Annotated in this window: 18 protein-coding genes and 2 pseudogenes; 10 read left to right on the top strand and 10 right to left on the bottom strand. The window is 58.8% G+C overall.

Annotation, left to right across the window (positions count from 1 at the left end; genetic code table 11):
* Window positions 1-46 precede the first annotated feature (46 nt).
* Both E3W21_RS28515 and E3W21_RS32060 read right to left on the bottom strand, forming a co-directional pair.
* Complete coding sequence (locus E3W21_RS28515) at window positions 47-202, bottom strand: DUF2474 domain-containing protein (protein ID WP_134422966.1); 156 nt, start codon at window positions 200-202, stop codon at window positions 47-49.
* Window positions 189-353, bottom strand: a pseudogene (locus tag E3W21_RS32060) (cytochrome d ubiquinol oxidase subunit II); the annotation flags it as partial. The gene E3W21_RS28515 and the pseudogene E3W21_RS32060, both read right to left, overlap by 14 nt.
* On the opposite strand from E3W21_RS32060, the pseudogene E3W21_RS28505 reads away from it, so the two are divergent.
* Window positions 343-645: pseudogene (locus E3W21_RS28505) on the top strand (cyclic pyranopterin monophosphate synthase MoaC); the annotation flags it as partial. The pseudogenes E3W21_RS32060 and E3W21_RS28505 sit on opposite strands and share 11 nt — an antisense overlap.
* Window positions 642-893, top strand: coding sequence for a MoaD/ThiS family protein (locus E3W21_RS28500; RefSeq protein ID WP_129444936.1), 252 nt, complete (start codon window positions 642-644; stop codon window positions 891-893). The pseudogene E3W21_RS28505 and the gene E3W21_RS28500, both read left to right, overlap by 4 nt.
* Before the next feature lie 4 nt (window positions 894-897).
* Here E3W21_RS28500 and E3W21_RS28495 read toward each other — a convergent pair whose 3' ends face one another.
* Window positions 898-1686: a DeoR/GlpR family DNA-binding transcription regulator gene (locus tag E3W21_RS28495; RefSeq protein ID WP_134422962.1), complete on the bottom strand. Its 789-nt coding sequence runs from the start codon at window positions 1684-1686 to the stop codon at window positions 898-900.
* A 303-nt stretch (window positions 1687-1989) separates the two neighbouring features.
* Here E3W21_RS28495 and E3W21_RS28490 point away from each other — a divergent pair, with 303 nt between their 5' ends.
* Together E3W21_RS28490 and speF are read left to right on the top strand one after the other, a co-directional pair.
* A complete protein-coding gene (locus E3W21_RS28490; protein ID WP_134422960.1) occupies window positions 1990-2910 on the top strand; it encodes a serine hydrolase in 921 nt (306 codons plus the stop codon).
* A gap of 103 nt (window positions 2911-3013) precedes the next feature.
* Window positions 3014-5197 carry an ornithine decarboxylase SpeF gene (speF, locus tag E3W21_RS28485; protein ID WP_134422958.1) on the top strand — a complete coding sequence of 728 codons (2184 nt, stop codon included), beginning with the start codon at window positions 3014-3016 and terminating at the stop codon, window positions 5195-5197.
* Between the two features lie 4 nt (window positions 5198-5201).
* Here the strand turns inward: speF and E3W21_RS28480 are convergent, their stop codons facing one another.
* A complete protein-coding gene (locus tag E3W21_RS28480) occupies window positions 5202-6095 on the bottom strand; it encodes a LysR family transcriptional regulator (RefSeq protein ID WP_134422956.1) in 894 nt (297 codons plus the stop codon).
* An 85-nt stretch (window positions 6096-6180) separates the two neighbouring features.
* On the opposite strand from E3W21_RS28480, the gene E3W21_RS28475 reads away from it, so the two are divergent.
* Together E3W21_RS28475 and E3W21_RS28470 are read left to right on the top strand one after the other, a co-directional pair.
* Window positions 6181-6972: an NAD(P)H-dependent oxidoreductase gene (locus E3W21_RS28475; RefSeq protein WP_134422954.1), complete on the top strand. Its 792-nt coding sequence runs from the start codon at window positions 6181-6183 to the stop codon at window positions 6970-6972.
* 189 nt (window positions 6973-7161) lie between these two features.
* Window positions 7162-8838, top strand: a complete 1677-nt coding sequence (locus E3W21_RS28470) for an MFS transporter (RefSeq protein WP_134422952.1) — start codon at window positions 7162-7164, stop codon at window positions 8836-8838.
* A 108-nt stretch (window positions 8839-8946) separates the two neighbouring features.
* Here the strand turns inward: E3W21_RS28470 and E3W21_RS32055 are convergent, their stop codons facing one another.
* The 4 genes from E3W21_RS32055 to E3W21_RS28450 all read right to left on the bottom strand — a co-directional run bounded on the left by E3W21_RS32055 (window position 8947) and on the right by E3W21_RS28450 (window position 11187).
* Window positions 8947-9573 carry a hypothetical protein gene (locus E3W21_RS32055; protein ID WP_134422950.1) on the bottom strand — a complete coding sequence of 209 codons (627 nt, stop codon included), beginning with the start codon at window positions 9571-9573 and terminating at the stop codon, window positions 8947-8949.
* Window positions 9574-9657: 84 nt separating this feature from the next.
* Complete coding sequence (locus E3W21_RS28460; RefSeq protein WP_129444943.1) at window positions 9658-10080, bottom strand: HD domain-containing protein; 423 nt, start codon at window positions 10078-10080, stop codon at window positions 9658-9660.
* A gap of 40 nt (window positions 10081-10120) precedes the next feature.
* Window positions 10121-10780, bottom strand: coding sequence for a DUF2268 domain-containing putative Zn-dependent protease (locus tag E3W21_RS28455; RefSeq protein WP_134422948.1), 660 nt, complete (start codon window positions 10778-10780; stop codon window positions 10121-10123).
* Window positions 10781-10815: 35 nt separating this feature from the next.
* Window positions 10816-11187 (bottom strand): PH domain-containing protein, encoded by a 372-nt coding sequence (locus tag E3W21_RS28450; RefSeq protein WP_046049313.1) that lies wholly within the window; start codon window positions 11185-11187, stop codon window positions 10816-10818.
* Window positions 11188-11386: 199 nt separating this feature from the next.
* Between E3W21_RS28450 and E3W21_RS28445 the strand changes: the two genes are divergently transcribed.
* Complete coding sequence (locus E3W21_RS28445) at window positions 11387-11812, top strand: hypothetical protein (protein WP_134422946.1); 426 nt, start codon at window positions 11387-11389, stop codon at window positions 11810-11812.
* A gap of 4 nt (window positions 11813-11816) precedes the next feature.
* Here the strand turns inward: E3W21_RS28445 and E3W21_RS28440 are convergent, their stop codons facing one another.
* Window positions 11817-12290: a GNAT family N-acetyltransferase gene (locus E3W21_RS28440; RefSeq protein WP_134422944.1), complete on the bottom strand. Its 474-nt coding sequence runs from the start codon at window positions 12288-12290 to the stop codon at window positions 11817-11819.
* A 221-nt stretch (window positions 12291-12511) separates the two neighbouring features.
* Window positions 12512-12991, bottom strand: coding sequence for a VOC family protein (locus tag E3W21_RS28435; protein ID WP_134422942.1), 480 nt, complete (start codon window positions 12989-12991; stop codon window positions 12512-12514).
* A gap of 152 nt (window positions 12992-13143) precedes the next feature.
* On the opposite strand from E3W21_RS28435, the gene E3W21_RS28430 reads away from it, so the two are divergent.
* From E3W21_RS28430 to E3W21_RS28420, 3 genes are all read left to right on the top strand, one after another.
* Window positions 13144-13686: a DinB family protein gene (locus E3W21_RS28430; RefSeq protein ID WP_134422940.1), complete on the top strand. Its 543-nt coding sequence runs from the start codon at window positions 13144-13146 to the stop codon at window positions 13684-13686.
* A 228-nt stretch (window positions 13687-13914) separates the two neighbouring features.
* Entirely contained in the window at window positions 13915-15189 is a 1275-nt protein-coding gene (locus E3W21_RS28425; protein ID WP_134422938.1) for a flavohemoglobin expression-modulating QEGLA motif protein, read from the top strand.
* A gap of 160 nt (window positions 15190-15349) precedes the next feature.
* Complete coding sequence (locus tag E3W21_RS28420; RefSeq protein WP_134422936.1) at window positions 15350-16660, top strand: NAD(P)/FAD-dependent oxidoreductase; 1311 nt, start codon at window positions 15350-15352, stop codon at window positions 16658-16660.

Below are 16660 nucleotides of genomic sequence, written 5' to 3'. Positions count from 1 at the left end.
CCCGTAGCCCTGTTATGGGGCTCCGGGTTTCTTTTTGCAGCGATCGTCAGTGGGTACTCATCCCGGCCGCATGCATCAACAATCGCAATGCCCCCGCCACAACACCCAACGCCAGCACACTGCCCAGCCAGATCAACACAAGCCACCCAAGGCGCCGATACCAGCGCACGGGTTCAGGCTGACGCAATTTAATGGTAGCCATCACCGATCCTCACTTTGCCGCGGAACACGTAGTAGCTCCAGCAGGTGTACATCAGGATGATCGGGAGAATGAACAAGGCCCCGATCAAAATGAACAGTTGGCTGCAGGGTGATGACGCCGCGGCCCACAGGCTGATGGACGCCGGCATCATGGCGGCAAAAAAGACCCACGAACTGATTCCGCTCTGCCACGCCTTGCTGCTCAGTTCGATTCATGTCGAGCTCAAAGCCTGTGCGCCCGACAGCGTGAAGATCATCGGCACGTGCCGCCTCGAAGGGCAGACCGGCGTCGAACTGGAGGCACTGACCGCCGTCAGTGTGACTACGCTGACCCTTTACGACATGTGCAAAGCGGTGGATCGCGGCATGGTCATCGGCGAGATCCGTCTGCTCAGCAAACACGGTGGACGCTCGGGGAAACTCCAGTGGGAGGACGCACAATGATTCTGATCAGCTACTTCGCTCGTTATCGCGAGCAACTAAACCTTGGCGGTGAAAAGCTGCCATTGACGGCAACCCTCAACAGCATCGACGACGTCCGCCAACTGCTGATCGCGCGTGGCGGGGTCTGGGCAGAGGTGTTCGGTGAAAGCAACCTGATGTGCGCCTTGAACCAGGAGCTGTGCCATCCGGATCAGGCGATCGAGGACTTTGACGAGATCGCCTTTTTCCCGCCGGTGACCGGGGGCTGAAGCTTCACGCCTCCACCTGCACCACCTCAATCCCGAGCTTTTGATAGTCCTCGACATTGCCCGACGCCACATGACGCTCGGTGATCAGGGTATGAATACGCTGACACGGCGCGACCACGAACGGCTCCACCGCCCCCAGTTTGTCGGCGGTGGTGACGGCAACGACATGGGAGGCGCTGGCGAGCATCGCCTGTTTGACCGGCACCTCCTCGAAATGCAGGGAGCTGATGCCGACTTCCGGGTGAATCGCACAGACGCCGGTGAACAACAGATCAGCCTTGATGCCCTCGATCAGCCGCAGGGTTTCATGTCCGCTGGCCGACAGGGTCGCGGGATTGAGTTGCCCGCCGGCCAGAATCACCGTGATGCCTTTGTATTCGGCCAGGGTGATCGCAATCATCGGCGAGGCGGTGACGGCCGTAATGGCAATGTCCGAAGGTAGAGAACGGGCGATTTGCAGCGTCGTGCTCCCCGAATCGAAAATCACAATCTGGCCGTTGTGTACCTGGCGTGCGGCGAGTTGCGCCAGGTGTGTTTTCACTTCATCGGTTTCACTGACGCGGGTGAAATAATCCTTGCCGGTGTCCTTGGGCCGCGGCAGTGCCCCGCCGTGCACCCGCTGCACCAGCCCGGCGGTGGCCAGCTCCGCCAGATCACGGCGAATGGTGTCTTCGGACACTGCGAAATGCAGGCTCAGCTCACTAGCCATGACCTTGCCGTCACGTTCGAGAATCAACAAGATTTTTTGCCGGCGCAGATGAGGGAGCTCGGCGGCTGAGTGTGAGTCGTGCATGTTTTTGCCTGTTTTTGCGCGAAATTGCGTGCTTGTGCGAGACTAGCCAAAGCGCGGGATAAACACAAACCACCCGGACATCAATTGTTTCGATAATTCAAATCATGAAGCCGAATTTTTTATTTGTTTGTGACTTGTTCAAGATGGCGCCATCACAAATGTTTTGGATGAAAACTTCATGAATCTAAACTTTGCCTTTGCCTTTGCCTGCATGATCGTGGTCTCGTTCGCGATTGCGTTGGGTCACGCCTGATCAGCAGAAGCCAAAGGCCATTCGCTCCCTCCTCCATCCAGAGTCGACTCATACTGTGTTCCCTTGTATCGAACGGCGCTATCGTCACGCCTGAAAGGCCGGATACAACGGTGCCCTGGTGGAGCTTTACCAAAACCGTGCTCGCTGCTGCCGCGCTGTCACTGGTGCGTGACGGGTTGATCGACCTTGACGACACCGTTGCTGAAGGCCCCTTCACGCTGCGCCAACTGCTGCGGCACGAGGCCGGGCTGGCGGATTATGGCGAACTCGCCGACTACCACAACGCCGTGGCCCGCCATGAGACGCCCTGGCCGGCCGATGACATGCTGCAACGCCTTGATGCCAGCCGGTTGCGCTACGCACCCGGGGACGGTTGGCGCTATTCGAACGTCGGCTATCTGTTCGTCGTGCGACTGATTGAACGCGTGACGGGGCGCACGCTTGAAGCAGCGCTCACGGAGCGTGTGTTCGCCCCCCTCGGTTTATCCCGCGTACGCCTCGCCAAAACGCAAGCCGATCTGCCGGGCGTGAACATGGGAAGCGCGCCATCCTACGACCCCGGCTGGGTCTATCACGGCTTGCTGGTTGGCCCACTTGAGGAAACCGCCCTTTGTCTGGACGGTCTGCTGGCCGGCAACCTTCTGCCAAACGCGCTGCTGCAAGCGATGCAAACGGTACGCGTCCTCGGCGGCCCGATTCCCGGTCGCCCGTGGACTTCCCCGAGCTACGGTCTCGGCCTGATGCAGGGTTTGGTCATGGGCGATCTGACGTTGAGCGGACACACCGGCACCGGCCCGGGCAGCGTAGTGGCGGTCTATCGCTGCGTTGATGGCGAAAACGCGGCGAGTTGCGTGGTCTTTCATGAAGGCGCCGACGAAGGGGTTGCCGAAGCAGAAGTGGTCGAGCGCCTGTCGGCAGCCCTTGGGAAAAGCCGGCAGAAAAGCCGTAACCCTTCCCCGCATGGTCTATAACCAGTGGCGACATGATTTGGATCAGGGAACCTTGAAGGCGCCCTCGCTAAATTGATCTCTTGAAAAAAGCCGACAAGTGACTGTCCGCTAGGAGATTCCCCGCATGAAAGCCCTGAAAATAGCCGCCAGTGATTCCGCGTTCGATTGTTTCCAGACCTCCCGAGAAGTGATCCCGCTCAATCAAACCGACTACACCGACGTCGCGGTTGCGGTGTTCTCTGTGGAGGATGTGATGGCGGGCGCCCTGGACGCCCTGCAGCGTACCGGTTTCGATATCCCCATTTTTCTCGTCGCCTCTCCCGGTTCCGGCAACCGCGCCCGGGACGTCTACAAGCACCTGCAAGATGTGCTGCTTCAGGTGAATGGCATTTTTGACCCCTCGCGCAATAACGCCGAATACCATGGCAACCAATTGGAGACCGCGGCAAAAGCCTATGAAGAAAGTCTCCTGCCGCCCTTCTTCGACGCGCTCAAGCACTACACCGAATCGGCCAACGCTACGTTCGCCTGCCCTGGCCACCAGGGCGGCCAGTTTTTCCGCAAACACCCGGCTGGCCGGCAGTTCTTCGACTTCTTCGGCGAGACTCTATTTCGCGCCGACATGTGCAACGCCGACGTCAAGCTCGGCGACTTGCTGATCCACGAAGGCCCGGCACTTCAGGCGCAAAAACACGCGGCGCAGGTGTTCAACGCCGACAAGACCTACTTCGTGCTCAATGGCACATCGGCCTCTAACAAGGTGGTCACCAATGCGCTGCTCACGCCTGGCGATCTGGTGCTGTTCGATCGAAACAACCACAAATCCAATCACCAAGGTGCGTTGATCCAGGCGGGGGCTACCCCGGTTTACCTGGAAACCGCGCGCAACCCTTATGGTTTTATCGGCGGGATTGACGCCCATTGTTTCGAAGAAGGTTACCTGCGCGAACTCATCAGCGAAGTGGCACCGGACAAGGCCCAACTGCCACGGCCGTTTCGTCTGGCGATCATTCAGCTGGGCACCTATGACGGCACCATCTACAACGCCAGACAAGTCGTCGATCGCATCGGCAAACTGTGCGACTACATCCTGTTTGACTCGGCATGGGTGGGTTACGAACAGTTCATCCCGATGATGAAGGATTGCTCGCCGTTGCTGCTGGATCTGCATGAAAACGATCCCGGTATATTTGTCACTCAATCGGTGCACAAACAGCAGGCGGGGTTTTCCCAGGCGTCGCAGATCCACAAGAAAGATCGCCATATCAAAGGCCAGGCCCGTTATTGCAACCATGCACGGCTGAACAACGCCTTCATGGCCCAAGCCTCTACCAGCCCGTTTTACCCGCTGTTCGCCTCACTGGATGTGAACGCGCGCATCCATTCCGGCCGCAGTGGCCTGCGCCTGTGGGAAGACTGTGTGAAGTTCGGTATCGACGCGCGCAAATTGATTCTGGAAGCGTGCACCATGGTTCGCCCCTTCGTGCCGGACACCATTGACGGTCGCCCCTGGCAGGACCATCCGACTGAGGACATCGCCAACGACATCCGGTTTTTCGAATTCCATCCGAAGGATCGCTGGCATGCCTTCAGTGGTTACGCCGACAAGCAATACTTCATCGACCCCTGCAAGTTGCTGTTCACCACGCCAGGCATCGACCCGGTCGATGGCAGTTACACCGACTTCGGTATCCATGCCGGCATCCTCGCCAACTTCCTGCGCGAGAATGGCATCGTTCCGGAAAAGTGTGACCTGAACTCGATTCTGTTCCTGCTCACCCCTGCCGAAGACTGGGCGAAGATGACGCATCTCGCCGCACAGATCGCACGCTTTGAACGCTTCATCAGTGATGACGCACCGATGAGCCGGGTGTTGCCGGCCATCTATGCAACGCATCAGGAGCGCTATCGCAACTACACCATTCGCCAACTCTGCCAGGAGATGCACGACCTCTACCGCACCCACAACGTCCAGCAATTGCAGAAGGCAATGTTCCGCAAGGAACACTTCCCGAAAAAGGCGATGAACCCGCAGGCAGCACATTTCGAATTCATCCGTGGCAACGTCGAACTGGTGGCGCTGGCGGACGCGGAGGGTCGCATCGCTGCCGAAGGGGCCCTTCCCTATCCACCCGGCGTGCTCTGCGTGGTGCCCGGGGAAATATGGGGAGGCGCGGTGCTCAAGTACTTCCTGGCGCTGGAGGAAGGTATCAACGCTCTTCCTGGCTTCACCCCGGAACTCCAGGGCGTGTATTTGAAACAAGAAGGTGGTCGCATTCGAGCCTATGGGTACGTGATCAAGACTTGAGTCTTCACACCGCCCCCACAATAAACGCCCGCAACCACTGATGCGCCGGATCGCGATGGCAGCGCTCCGGCCAGAGCATGCTCATCTCGTAACCCGGCACCTCCAGCGGTGGCTCGAACACCGCCAGCCCGTTTACGTCACGAACCAGCCGTGCTGGCAGCATCGCCACCAGATCCGTGCTCTCCAGCACCGAGCGGACAAACAGGAAATGCGGAACCGACAGCACGACCCGACGCGTCAGCCCGACTTCAGCGAGCGCCCTGTCAGTGGTGCCGTGAAAACCGCCGCCATCCGGCGACACGATCACATGATCGAGCTCGCAGAATTGCGCCAGTGTCGGCCGCTTTTGCAGACGCGGATGGTCGGCACGCCCCACCAGCACATAGCGTTCGGTAAACAATGCCCGGCGATGCAAACCGGGTGGCGAGTCCTCGCGGGTATGAAAAGCCAGATCGATGGCGCCCTGCTCCGCTTGTTTGGCCAACCGTGGCGGCACCAGGTCAAACACCGCCAGGCGCGTGCCCGGTGCTGCCGAGCGCAGCCCAGCCAATGCGGGCAACAGGATGGTCGACTCGCCGTAATCGGACGCCATGACCTTCCACGTCTGTTGCGCCTCGGCCGGGTTGAAAGCGTCCGCGGGCGACACGGCGCGCTCCAGAGCTTCCAGTGCCTGGCGCAGCGGTTCGCGCAATTCATCGGCCCGGGCGGTGGGCCGCATGCCCCGTGGGCCCGGCAGCAACAGCGGATCGCCGAAAATATCGCGCAACTTCGCCAAGTGCACACTCACCGACGGTTGCGACAGATTCAGACGGTGAGCCGCGCGGGTCACGTTGTGTTCCGAAAGCAGGACATCAAGGGTCAGCAACAGGTTGATGTCCAGGCGCCGCAGATTATTCATCACAATACCTGGCATATTGGTTATTCATTTCCAATATACCGGTCAACGTCCGATCCTGCAGCCTCCAGACACCGGAGACTCAGTGATGAATGTTTTGCTCGTTTATGCCCACCCTGAACCCAAGTCCTTGAACGGCTCGCTCAAAGACTTCGCCATCGAACGGCTGGAAGCTGCCGGCCACCAGGTCCAGGTTTCAGACTTGTACGCGATGAACTGGAAAGCCTCGCTGGATGCCGATGACAGCCTCGGCCGGCCCACCAGCTCGCGCTTCGATCCGTCGCTGGACTCCAAGCGTGCGTACGCAGAAGGCCTGCAACAACACGACATCGCGTGTGAGCAGGAGAAGCTGATGTGGGCGGACGCGGTGATTCTGCAATTTCCCCTGTGGTGGTTCTCGATGCCGGCGATCCTCAAAGGCTGGGTGGAGCGGGTCTACGCCTATGGTTTCGCCTATGGCGTGGGGGAACACTCCGACGCGCGCTGGGGCGACCGTTATGGGGAAGGCACGCTGGCGGGCAAGCGGGCGATGCTGGTCGTGACCGCCGGCGGCTGGGAGTCTCATTACAGCCCGAGGGGGATCAACGGCCCGATCGACGACCTGCTATTCCCGATCCACCACGGCGTGTTGTTTTACCCCGGTTTCGACGTGCTGCCACCGTTCATGATCTATCGCACTGGCCGAATGGACGACGCACGCTTTTCAGCGACGTGTGACTCACTTGGGCAGCGGCTGGATGACCTTTGGACGACGCAGCCCATCGCGTTTCGTCCGCAGAATTCGGGGGCGTATGAGATTCCGCAACTGACCTTGCGCGATGAGATTGCTGCGGATGAATTCGGTTTTGCGGCTCACATTGGGGAATCAGCCCGGGGTTGAGCGTGATGGCGAGTGGATATCTGCGCGAAGCCGATTATGCTTCAGGAAACCTTGCAGCGATGCGAGGCCGTCAGCCTGTGTGCATGCTTCGCGCAATCCGTAATCCGACGACATCAGCCCCAGGGCCTGGGTGCGGCAAAAAAGGTAGTGAGGTACTCCGGCCTACAACAAGAACGACGGAGAAGACTCATGGCCGCAATCGACAACACATCCACGGGCAGCGCGCCCCACCACGGGATCACCAAGGAGGAGCGCAAGGTCATTTTTGCCTCGTCCCTGGGTACCGTGTTCGAGTGGTACGACTTTTACCTTTACGGCTCCCTCGCTGCGATCATCGCCAAGCACTTCTTCGCCGGCGTCAATGAGACAACGTCCTTCATCTTCGCGCTGCTCGCGTTCGCCGCGGGCTTCGCGGTACGCCCCTTCGGCGCCATCGTGTTCGGCCGACTGGGCGACATGATCGGGCGCAAACACACCTTTCTCATCACCATCGTGATCATGGGTATCTCCACGGCCGTAGTGGGCTTTTTGCCCGGCTACGCGACCATCGGCGTGGCAGCGCCGGTCATTCTGATCAGCCTGCGCCTGCTGCAAGGCCTGGCCCTGGGCGGTGAGTACGGCGGCGCGGCGACCTACGTGGCCGAACATGCGCCGAAAGGTAAGCGCGGCTACTTCACTTCGTGGATTCAAACCACTGCGACCCTCGGTCTGTTCCTTTCGCTGCTGGTGATCCTCGCCTGCCGCACCATCCTCGGCACCGAAGCCTTCGAGGCCTGGGGCTGGCGGATTCCCTTCCTGCTGTCGATCCTGCTGCTGATCGTCTCGGTGTACATCCGCCTGCAACTCAGCGAGTCGCCGGTGTTCTTGAAGATGAAAGCCGAAGGCAAGTCCTCCAAGGCGCCGCTGACCGAATCCTTCGCCCGCTGGGACAACCTCAAAATCGTGATCATGGCCCTGCTCGGCGGTACTGCCGGCCAGGCCGTCGTCTGGTACACCGGGCAGTTCTATGCGCTGTTCTTCCTGCTGCAGACGCTGAAGATCGACCCGCAGACCGCCAACTTACTGATTGCCGGCTCCCTGCTGATCGGCACGCCGTTCTTCGTCATATTCGGCAGCCTCTCCGACCGCATCGGCCGCAAGGGCATCATCATGGCCGGCTGTATCCTCGCGGCGCTGACCTACTTCCCGATCTTCCATGCGTTGACCCAATACGGAAACCCCGACGTGTTCATCGCGCAGGAGAAGAACCCGGTGACAGTGGTCGCCGATCCTAACCAGTGCTCGTTCCAGTTCGACCCGGTGGGCAAGGCCAAATTCACCAGCTCCTGCGACCTCGCCAAGACGGTGCTGGCGAAGAGGGCCATCCCCTACAAGAACGAGAAAGCTGAGCCTGGCGCCGTCGCGCAGGTCCGCATCGGGAACAAGGTGATCCCGAGCTTCGAGGGCACCGGCATGCCGGCCGCCGACTTCAAGGCCAAGAACGACGCCTTCACGGCCTCCCTCGGCACCGCGCTCAAAGACGCCGGCTACCCCGAGAAAGCCGACCCGGCCAAGACCAACTATCCGATGGTGCTTCTGCTCCTGACCATCCTGGTGATCTACGTGACCATGGTCTACGGTCCGATTGCCGCCTGGCTGGTGGAACTCTTTCCGGCGCGCATCCGGTACACCTCGATGTCGCTGCCCTACCACATCGGCAATGGCTGGTTCGGCGGCTTCCTGCCCACGGTGGCGTTCGCCATGGTCGCGGCCACGGGTGATATCTACTACGGGCTTTGGTACCCCATCGTCATCGCCGTGATGACGGCCATTCTTGGCATATTCTTCATGCCGGAAACCAAGGATCGGGAAATTCATCACACCTAGGCTGGCACCTGCCCTCTCCTTGTGGGAGAGGGCAATTCTTCCGTATTGGGTGTGTTGCATCTACTGCTTGAATCTCACATCGACCCGCTTTCCACTGCTATTAAAGGCTCAGTCTCGCCACGAGGTGTGAGTAGGTCGTGGGAGCGATGCGATCATTTGATCAAAGGCCGCTAGCGCATATCTTCCATCAAGGATTTTCAAGGTCGGAATTTCTGAAGGAAAACCGAATCGTACTCGGCCGGGAAGTACCTTTTCGATGGCTGAGTACCAGTTAAAAAGAGCGGTTTGCAGGCGCACGTGTAGCTCGAATCTACTCCGTCGGCGGTCCGTGTCTGCTTGAGCACGCTGTCGCGCGAGCTGCGGATCGATGCTGCCGACAATGTAATAGTCAGCGAAGCCAACTCGCCTTTGGGCTATCGTTTCTCGTGTAGCCGCCAACTCCAATCGCCAGTCGTGTTCGCTTGCCTCGCCTATCTGCCAGAGACTCCAAATGTAGTGGAGCTTGAGGGGGTCGCTGTCGCACAAAGCCCACGAACACATTTCTTCCATGGTGAGCGCTGCCTGCCAGCGATCTACGTTTCGCTCTGCCCAGAAAGTTGCCGCTCCGACCGGGTTTTGTAGTCTATCCGGCTCGTCCTTGAAACGTCCATTTTCAGGAATGACGTGTTGCCCTCCATGCTGTGCGCACCAGGTAGTTTTCCCGCTAGCGCTGATACCGTCGACAACTAAAATCATCGTTCTGACTACTCCGCAAAATGCATCATGCTCCTGTCTTACAGGCATCCGTAGAAATGGGGACGGATCTATTTGTTCGGCTCGTCAGGAACGCAACACGCCAATCGCCCGCCGATATTTTTCAATGCGTTCCAGGTCTTCCCACGACGGCTGCGCGATTCGCGACAAGTCGCTGTTCTCTTCCAGATCCGCCAGTTTCACCACCCGGCCAATCGGGTTCTGCGCCGCGCGTTCGACGAAGGTTTCATAGGACTCCCCCGGCACTTTGGTGACCGATTCGATGGCCGTCAGTACGGCTTCGCTGAACCCTTCCTTGCGCAGGTCATCAAGGCTGATGCCGCAGTCTTCGACCACGTCATGCAGCACCGCGACGATGCGTTCTTCCAGCGTCGTGACCCGCAGCATGACTTTCAGCGGATGCAGGATGTAAGGGCTACCGCCCTTGTCGACCTGCCCCTCATGCGCAGTGGCGGCGATGGCAATGGCGCGTTCCAGTGTTTGAGTCATCTTGCAGCTCCCAGGCTTGAATGCCTTAACGGTCGTTGGGTCAGAGCACCACAATGCCTTCCTCAAGCGCTGAGGCGAAAATATCGTGTGCAGGCACGTTGATCCAAGTTGCAGCATCGATTTCGCCCACTGACGCAAGCCAGCGCCCAACCATCTCGTAACCAAGCGTATAGCCAAGCCATTTCGGATGAGCACCAAAACCGAAAAACCACTCACTGTGATTGTAATGCGTGGACTCAAGGGTCTTCAGGTCTACCGGGAAGCGAAGCAGATCGGCGTCGGTAACGGCACACTCCCAAGGCTCTGGGTCGCTGCCGAGCAAATGCCGGACGAACTGTCCGGCAAGTCCCTCGCTGACCAAGGCTTCACCTAACGTCCAACCGTAACCAGGCCCCGCCATGCGCAGGCAATGATGAACCTCATGGACGATTTGTCGATGCAGCGTGCGCAGGCTGGGCAAAAAATTCGGGTTGTCTGGATCGATGGTCATCGTGAACATTGAGCTTCGATAAGCGCGCCCCAAGAGGCCCATTTCAGGAATGGTCTCGCCAGGGAGCCGCTGGATCAACACATCAAGTCGCGCAGGCGTAATCAGACGGGAGACCGTCTTGTAAGCGGCGTCAAATTCGCCGATCAGATCGGAGCGAAGTTCAGCAAGGCTCCCCGAGGCTTCCAGCCAACGCAGTGTCCATGCGTCCATTGTTACCTCTGAAAACTGTCACGAAGCCTAAAAACTCAGCCCAACAGATGCTGTGAGATGAGTTTGGAAATCTCGACCATCGACGTCCTCCCAGTGAATTCAAACTTCACTCTGCCCAGCGCCGAGAAGTAGATTTCCAGCTCAGAATCCAGGTCGAAGGTGCCCGAGGTTTCCACGGAGTAAGCGACGATGTTTTTGTAAGGCAACGAAGTGAAATCTTTTTTGCTGCCGGTGATGCCTTGCACGTTCACCGCGATGATTCGTTTGTTGGTAAACACCACGCCGTCGCGCATGGATTTATAGGCATCAATGACCTGCTCGCCGTCCAGCAGCAGCGCGGTGACTCGCTCCGCGTACTCGTTGTTTTGCTTGAGTTTGAAAAAGCCTTTGTTGTTGAAATCGATCATCCGCCATCCCCTTCCTTAAAGAGTGTTCCCTGGATTGCCAGCGCGTGGCGCGGCGAGCATACCATCGGGCCTGCGCTTTTTGCGCCCCCTCCCACAGCGGATCTAAAAAACCAATGGAACCCCGCGCCTCATCGCGTTTTCGAAACCCTATCAGCGCTGATCTTTGATCAAACAAGGCGCCATTGGATAGGAAATCCCGATGAACAGTAGACTGCTGCTTCTGCTTGCCAGCCTGAGTCCCACCCTGGTCATGGCTGAAGGCTGTGACGTGCTGACCCGCTCTCAAAGCCCTTCCGTGCCGGTGGTCGAAACGCATAGCTGCTATGAGTACGAAGGCATGCCGGTGAACGCCATCAATTGGTCATGCAGCAACGAGAGCAAAGACATGCTGGCCAGTACCAAGAAAAAAGTCGAACAGTGCGCCGATCATTCTCAGGCCACTTGCATCGCCACGTTGACGCAAGAATCGCTGGCCAATCCTCACTCCACCAGCAAAGACAAGAACAGCACATCGCTGAATATTCCGAACAATGCTCAGGTCACTACGTATTACTACGGCGCTGAGCATTTGAGTCAGGCGAAAATTGATTGCGAGTCGGGTGGTGGTCACTGGAAAACGAAATAGCCGCTCAAGAACGCAACAGCCCCTTCACCATCGGAATGCAAGCGAGTTGCAGACCGGAGGGCGAATGGTAAATGGCCGTCTGCTCACCGACGAAACCGCATTGCCGGTAGAAGTGAGCGGCGTTCAACGTAGCGTCCAGTTGAACTTCCTCCAGCCCCAAATCCCGTGCCAGGCACTCAAGGTAATCCAGAATGCGCTTGCCAATGCCCCGCTGCATAAAGCCAGGCAAGACAAAGATCGCGCCGATTTCACGCCTCTCCAGATCAAGCATGCCTGTCGCCACAGGTTCTCCCTGAATACACCCCAGATAAAAGTGTTTTTCCATCAGGTCGCAATATCCGTCCTCAGCGGCCCCTGCCGTCCAGACGTCCATTTGCTGCGGGGTATAGGCGCCGATGCACTGATGCCGTATCGCGTGACGGCGAATGTCGAATGCCGCCCGGCAATCGCCTTGATGGGCTCGTTTGATCTCTAACACTTCAATCTCCGTTAGCCATCGGCGGACGGAGAACTAAAAAGCCCCGTCCATTTCTGGCGGGGCCTTGGTGAATACGTCAGGTTCCAAGCACGCATGACCTCATGGCCCGCCGGAAGCGGTCATGGAGGAATACATCATGCACATGCGGGATGTGTAAGTCATAGGCAGATAGTGTTGTTGGAGACGTGGGTTGTCAATCGCCCGGCCCCAAGCAGCGTTGGTTAACCCTTAACAGCCGCTTCAATCGCAGCAACGTCGATCTTCCCCATCTCCATCATGGCGTCGAACGCACGCTTGGCCGCGGCTTGATCAGGATTGGTGATCGCAGCGGTCAGAACACGTGGTGTGATCTGCCATGACACTCCCCACTTGTCCTGGCACCAGCCGCATACATTTTCCTGGCCGCCATTCCCGACAATCGCATTCCACAAGCGGTCCGTTTCGGCTTGGTCGTCGGTCGCAACCTGGAACGAAAAAGCCTCGTTGTGCTTGATCGCCGAGCCCCCGTTCAGTCCGAGGCAAGGGATGCCCATCACCGTGAACTCGACTGTCAGGACATCGCCCTGCTTGCCTGCCGGATAGTCGCCGGGCGCGCGAAGGACAGCTCCCACAGCGCTGTCGGGAAACGTTTCGGCGTAGAACGTCGCTGCATTCAACGCGGTGCCGTCGTACCACAGACAAATCGTGTTTTTGCTGATCATCTTGGTTCTCCAGAATCGGAATGGGTTCGTGCATTTTAGCAGCGCATTCAGCGGCACGGCTTTGGCTACTCTTCAGTAGCTGCTCCGCATTGGAGGCGATAACATCCCGGCCTCGCATGGATAGTGCGAACACATACTCAAAGGATGAACACATGAGCCGCACCGAACACATCTGCCTGATGGCGACCTATAACAAATGGATGAACGCAAAGATCTATGGGGCAACCAGTTGCTTGTCCGATGATGAGCTCTCAGCCGATAGAAAAGCGTTCTTCAAATCTATTCTCGGGACGCTAAACCACGTGGCGATCGGAGACACTGTGTGGCTAAAGCGATTCGCCAAGCATCCAGCGGACCACTCGGCACTGGAGTCGGTGAGGCAACTTTGCGATCCGAAAAGCCTCGACCAATTGTTGTTCTCTACTATTCCAGAGCTCTCAGTGCATCGAGAGAGACTCGATCAGATAATTGTCGAATGGGCTCACTCTATTACAGAGTCCGATCTGGACCACACTCTCCATTACGCCAGCATGAAAGGTGTAGTGTCCGATAAGGATTTTTACAGCCTGGTCATGCATTTTTTCAACCATCAAACCCATCACCGTGGCCAGGTTACTACGCTGCTTTCACAGGCTGGTATTGACATAGTTGATACAGATTTAGTCTTTCTCATTCCATCCCAATCCTGCGTATAAAAAAACTCGTCACCAGGCACCTGATCATTGGGCAGACTTTTGGCCTGGTCTTCTGTCGCAAGCCGTCCATCGTCGAGAGTTCGCAGCTCCAGAGCTTCCAGTGAATCGATACCTGACCAGAGAGCCTTTTCACTCCAATAGATACAGCTCAGGCGTGACCTCTCACAACGGGATGCATCGACAACGACTAAACTTTTGCGACGAACCTCGTCTCCCAAGGTGATGTCTGTGAGTGCCACTCCCCTGTCCGAGCTCGATGCCGCCCTGCCCGGTCTGGCCCGCAAGATCCGCGTGCTGGATGCCCTGGCCTGGCCGGATGGGGTCGAGGAAGTATTCCTGGCACGTTGGCGCGCCGGGCAGGCAGAACTGCCCAAGGTCGAGCTGCGCCCGCACGACCACAGCGCCGATATCGCCGCCCTCGAAGCCTTTATCGGCCGCTGCGATGAGGGCCATCCGGCCGGGCGCCACCTCGCCATGACGGCGCGCAGCTATGCGACGGCGGGGCATATGCTCGGTGCCATCGGTACACCCGCCTTTACTCAGTATTCGTCAGCGCTGTACCGGCGCCCGGACTTCTATTACTCGAGCCAGAAATTGAGCATGCTGGACGCGGCCCAATTCTTCCTCAAGACCACCGACGCCCTTCTGGGCGGTGCGCGGATTCCACCGTGCCCGGCAGAAATCCCGGCCGAGGTCTTCGCCGCCTGGATGCAGCCGGAACTGGACCGCTTCTTCGGACCGGGCCGGATCACCGTCGTGCTCGATCCGACCCTGGCCGCCAAGGCCATCGCCGGGGCCAGTCGCATCCGCCTGCGTGCCAGCGCGCTGTTCTCGGAACTGGACAAGAACCAGCTGTTGCAGCATGAGGCCTTCGTGCATGTCGCCACGGCACAAAACGGCGCCCTGCAACCCAACCTGAAAAGCCTGGGCCTGGGGGCACCACGCACGACCCAGACCCAGGAGGGCATCGCCACCCTGGCCGAGCTGTTCACCGGTAGCATGGACATTAACCGCCTTCGCCGCCTCGCCCTGCGCGTGCTCGCGGTCCAGCAGGCGCTGGATGGCGCCGACTTCATTCAGGTATTCGAAGGCTTTCTCGCCGCCGGTCAGTCGCAAGAGGAGTCCTTCCGCTCGACCCAGCGGGTTTTCCGCGGCGCCGACCTGCGCGGCGGTTCGGCGTTCACCAAGGATGCCGCCTACCTGACCGGTTTGCTCGGCGTGCATACCCTGTTGCGCATCGCGATCCGCGACAACCGGCCGGAACTGGTGGGCCATTTGTTCGCCGGGCGCCTCAGTCTGGGCGATACCGTGCGCCTGGCCCCGCTCTTCGAGTCCGGCTGGCTCCAGGGGCCGGTCCATGTCCCGGCCTGGGCCTCCGATCTGCGTCTGCTCGCCGCCAACCTGGCCTTCTCCGCTTTTATTTCCCGAATCAAGCTGGATGTACTCGATCTGGAGGTGCTCATGGCCTTCGCCGACGAGCATGAAGCCGATGCCAGCGCCTAGCGTTTAAAGGGAGAGCCACCGAACCAAACGCTCTGCATCAGTTATTTATACTCAAATGCCAGCTTAATAATATTTTACCGATACCAGGGTGATCCCTAGTCTTGACCCCAAGAAATGGCAGGCCGTTACCGACCTAAATCCAACTTCGAAGGGTATAGAGATGACCACTGAAAAAATAAAAACAGATACGCTGATAGTTGGCGCCGGTCAGGCTGGCGTGGCCATGAGTGAACACTTGAGCAAACTTGGCGTGCCGCACCTGGTGCTGGAGCGTAACCGTATCGCCGAACGCTGGCGCACCGGCCGCTGGGATTCGCTAGTGGCCAACGGTCCGGCCTGGCACGACCGTTTTCCCGGTCTCGATTTCGACGACCTCAGCCTCGATGACTTTGCCCCGAAAGAGCGGGTCGCCGACTACTTCGAAGCCTACGCCAAGAAATTCAACGCCCCGATCCGCACTGGCGTGGATGTGCTGAAGGTTGAGCGCAATGTCGGTCGGCCGGGCTTCACCATCGAAACCTCTGAAGGCGTGATCGAAGCCAACCGCGTGGTGGCTGCCACCGGGCCTTTCCAGCGTCCGGTTATCCCGCCGATCGCGCCGAAAGATCAGCCATTCCTGCAGATCCACTCGGCCGACTATCGCAATCCAGCGCAACTGCCCGAAGGCGCGGTTCTGGTGGTCGGCGCCGGTTCGTCGGGCGTGCAAATCGCCGATGAACTGCAGCGTGCCGGCAAGAAGGTTTACCTCTCGGTCGGCGCACACGATCGCCCTCCCCGCGCTTATCGCAACCGTGATTTCTGCTGGTGGTTGGGTGTGCTCGGCGAATGGGATCAGGCGGCCATGAAACCCGGCCGGGAACACGTGACCATCGCGGTCAGCGGTGCCCATGGCGGCCGCACGGTGGACTTCCGTGGGCTGGCCCATCGCGGTATGACACTGGTGGGTTTGACCCAATCGTTCAACGGCGGCGTAGCGACTTTTCAACCGAACCTTGCCGAGAACCTGGCGCGCGGCGACGAGAATTATCTGGCGTTGCTCAATGCCGCCGATGCCTACATCGAACGCAACGGTTTGGACCTGCCGGAAGAGCCTGAAGCGCGCATTACCTTTTCCGATCCGGAATGCGTGACTAACCCGATTCTTGAGCTCGACCTGGCCAAGGCCGGCGTGACCTCGATCATCTGGGCCACCGGTTTTGCCACGGATTACAGCTGGCTCAAGGTTGATGCCTTCGACGACAACGGCAAACCGGCGCATCAGCGCGGCGTGTCGAGCGAGCCTGGCGTGTATTTCCTCGGCCTGCCGTGGCAGTCGCGTCGCGGGTCTTCGTTCATCTGGGGCGTTTGGCACGATGCCAAGTACGTGGCTGACCACATCGCCATCCAGCGTTCATACCTCGACTACCACGATGCCGCGCAACGCGAGACTGAAACCGTCCCGGCCGCCCATAAAGCAACGGTTAGTGCTTAA

Source organism: Pseudomonas sp. F01002, assembly GCF_004402115.1.
GTDB classification, from domain to species: domain Bacteria; phylum Pseudomonadota; class Gammaproteobacteria; order Pseudomonadales; family Pseudomonadaceae; genus Aquipseudomonas; species Aquipseudomonas frigoris.
Note: the sequence above shows the minus strand (reverse complement) of the source record. Positions and strands in the feature narration are given on the sequence as shown.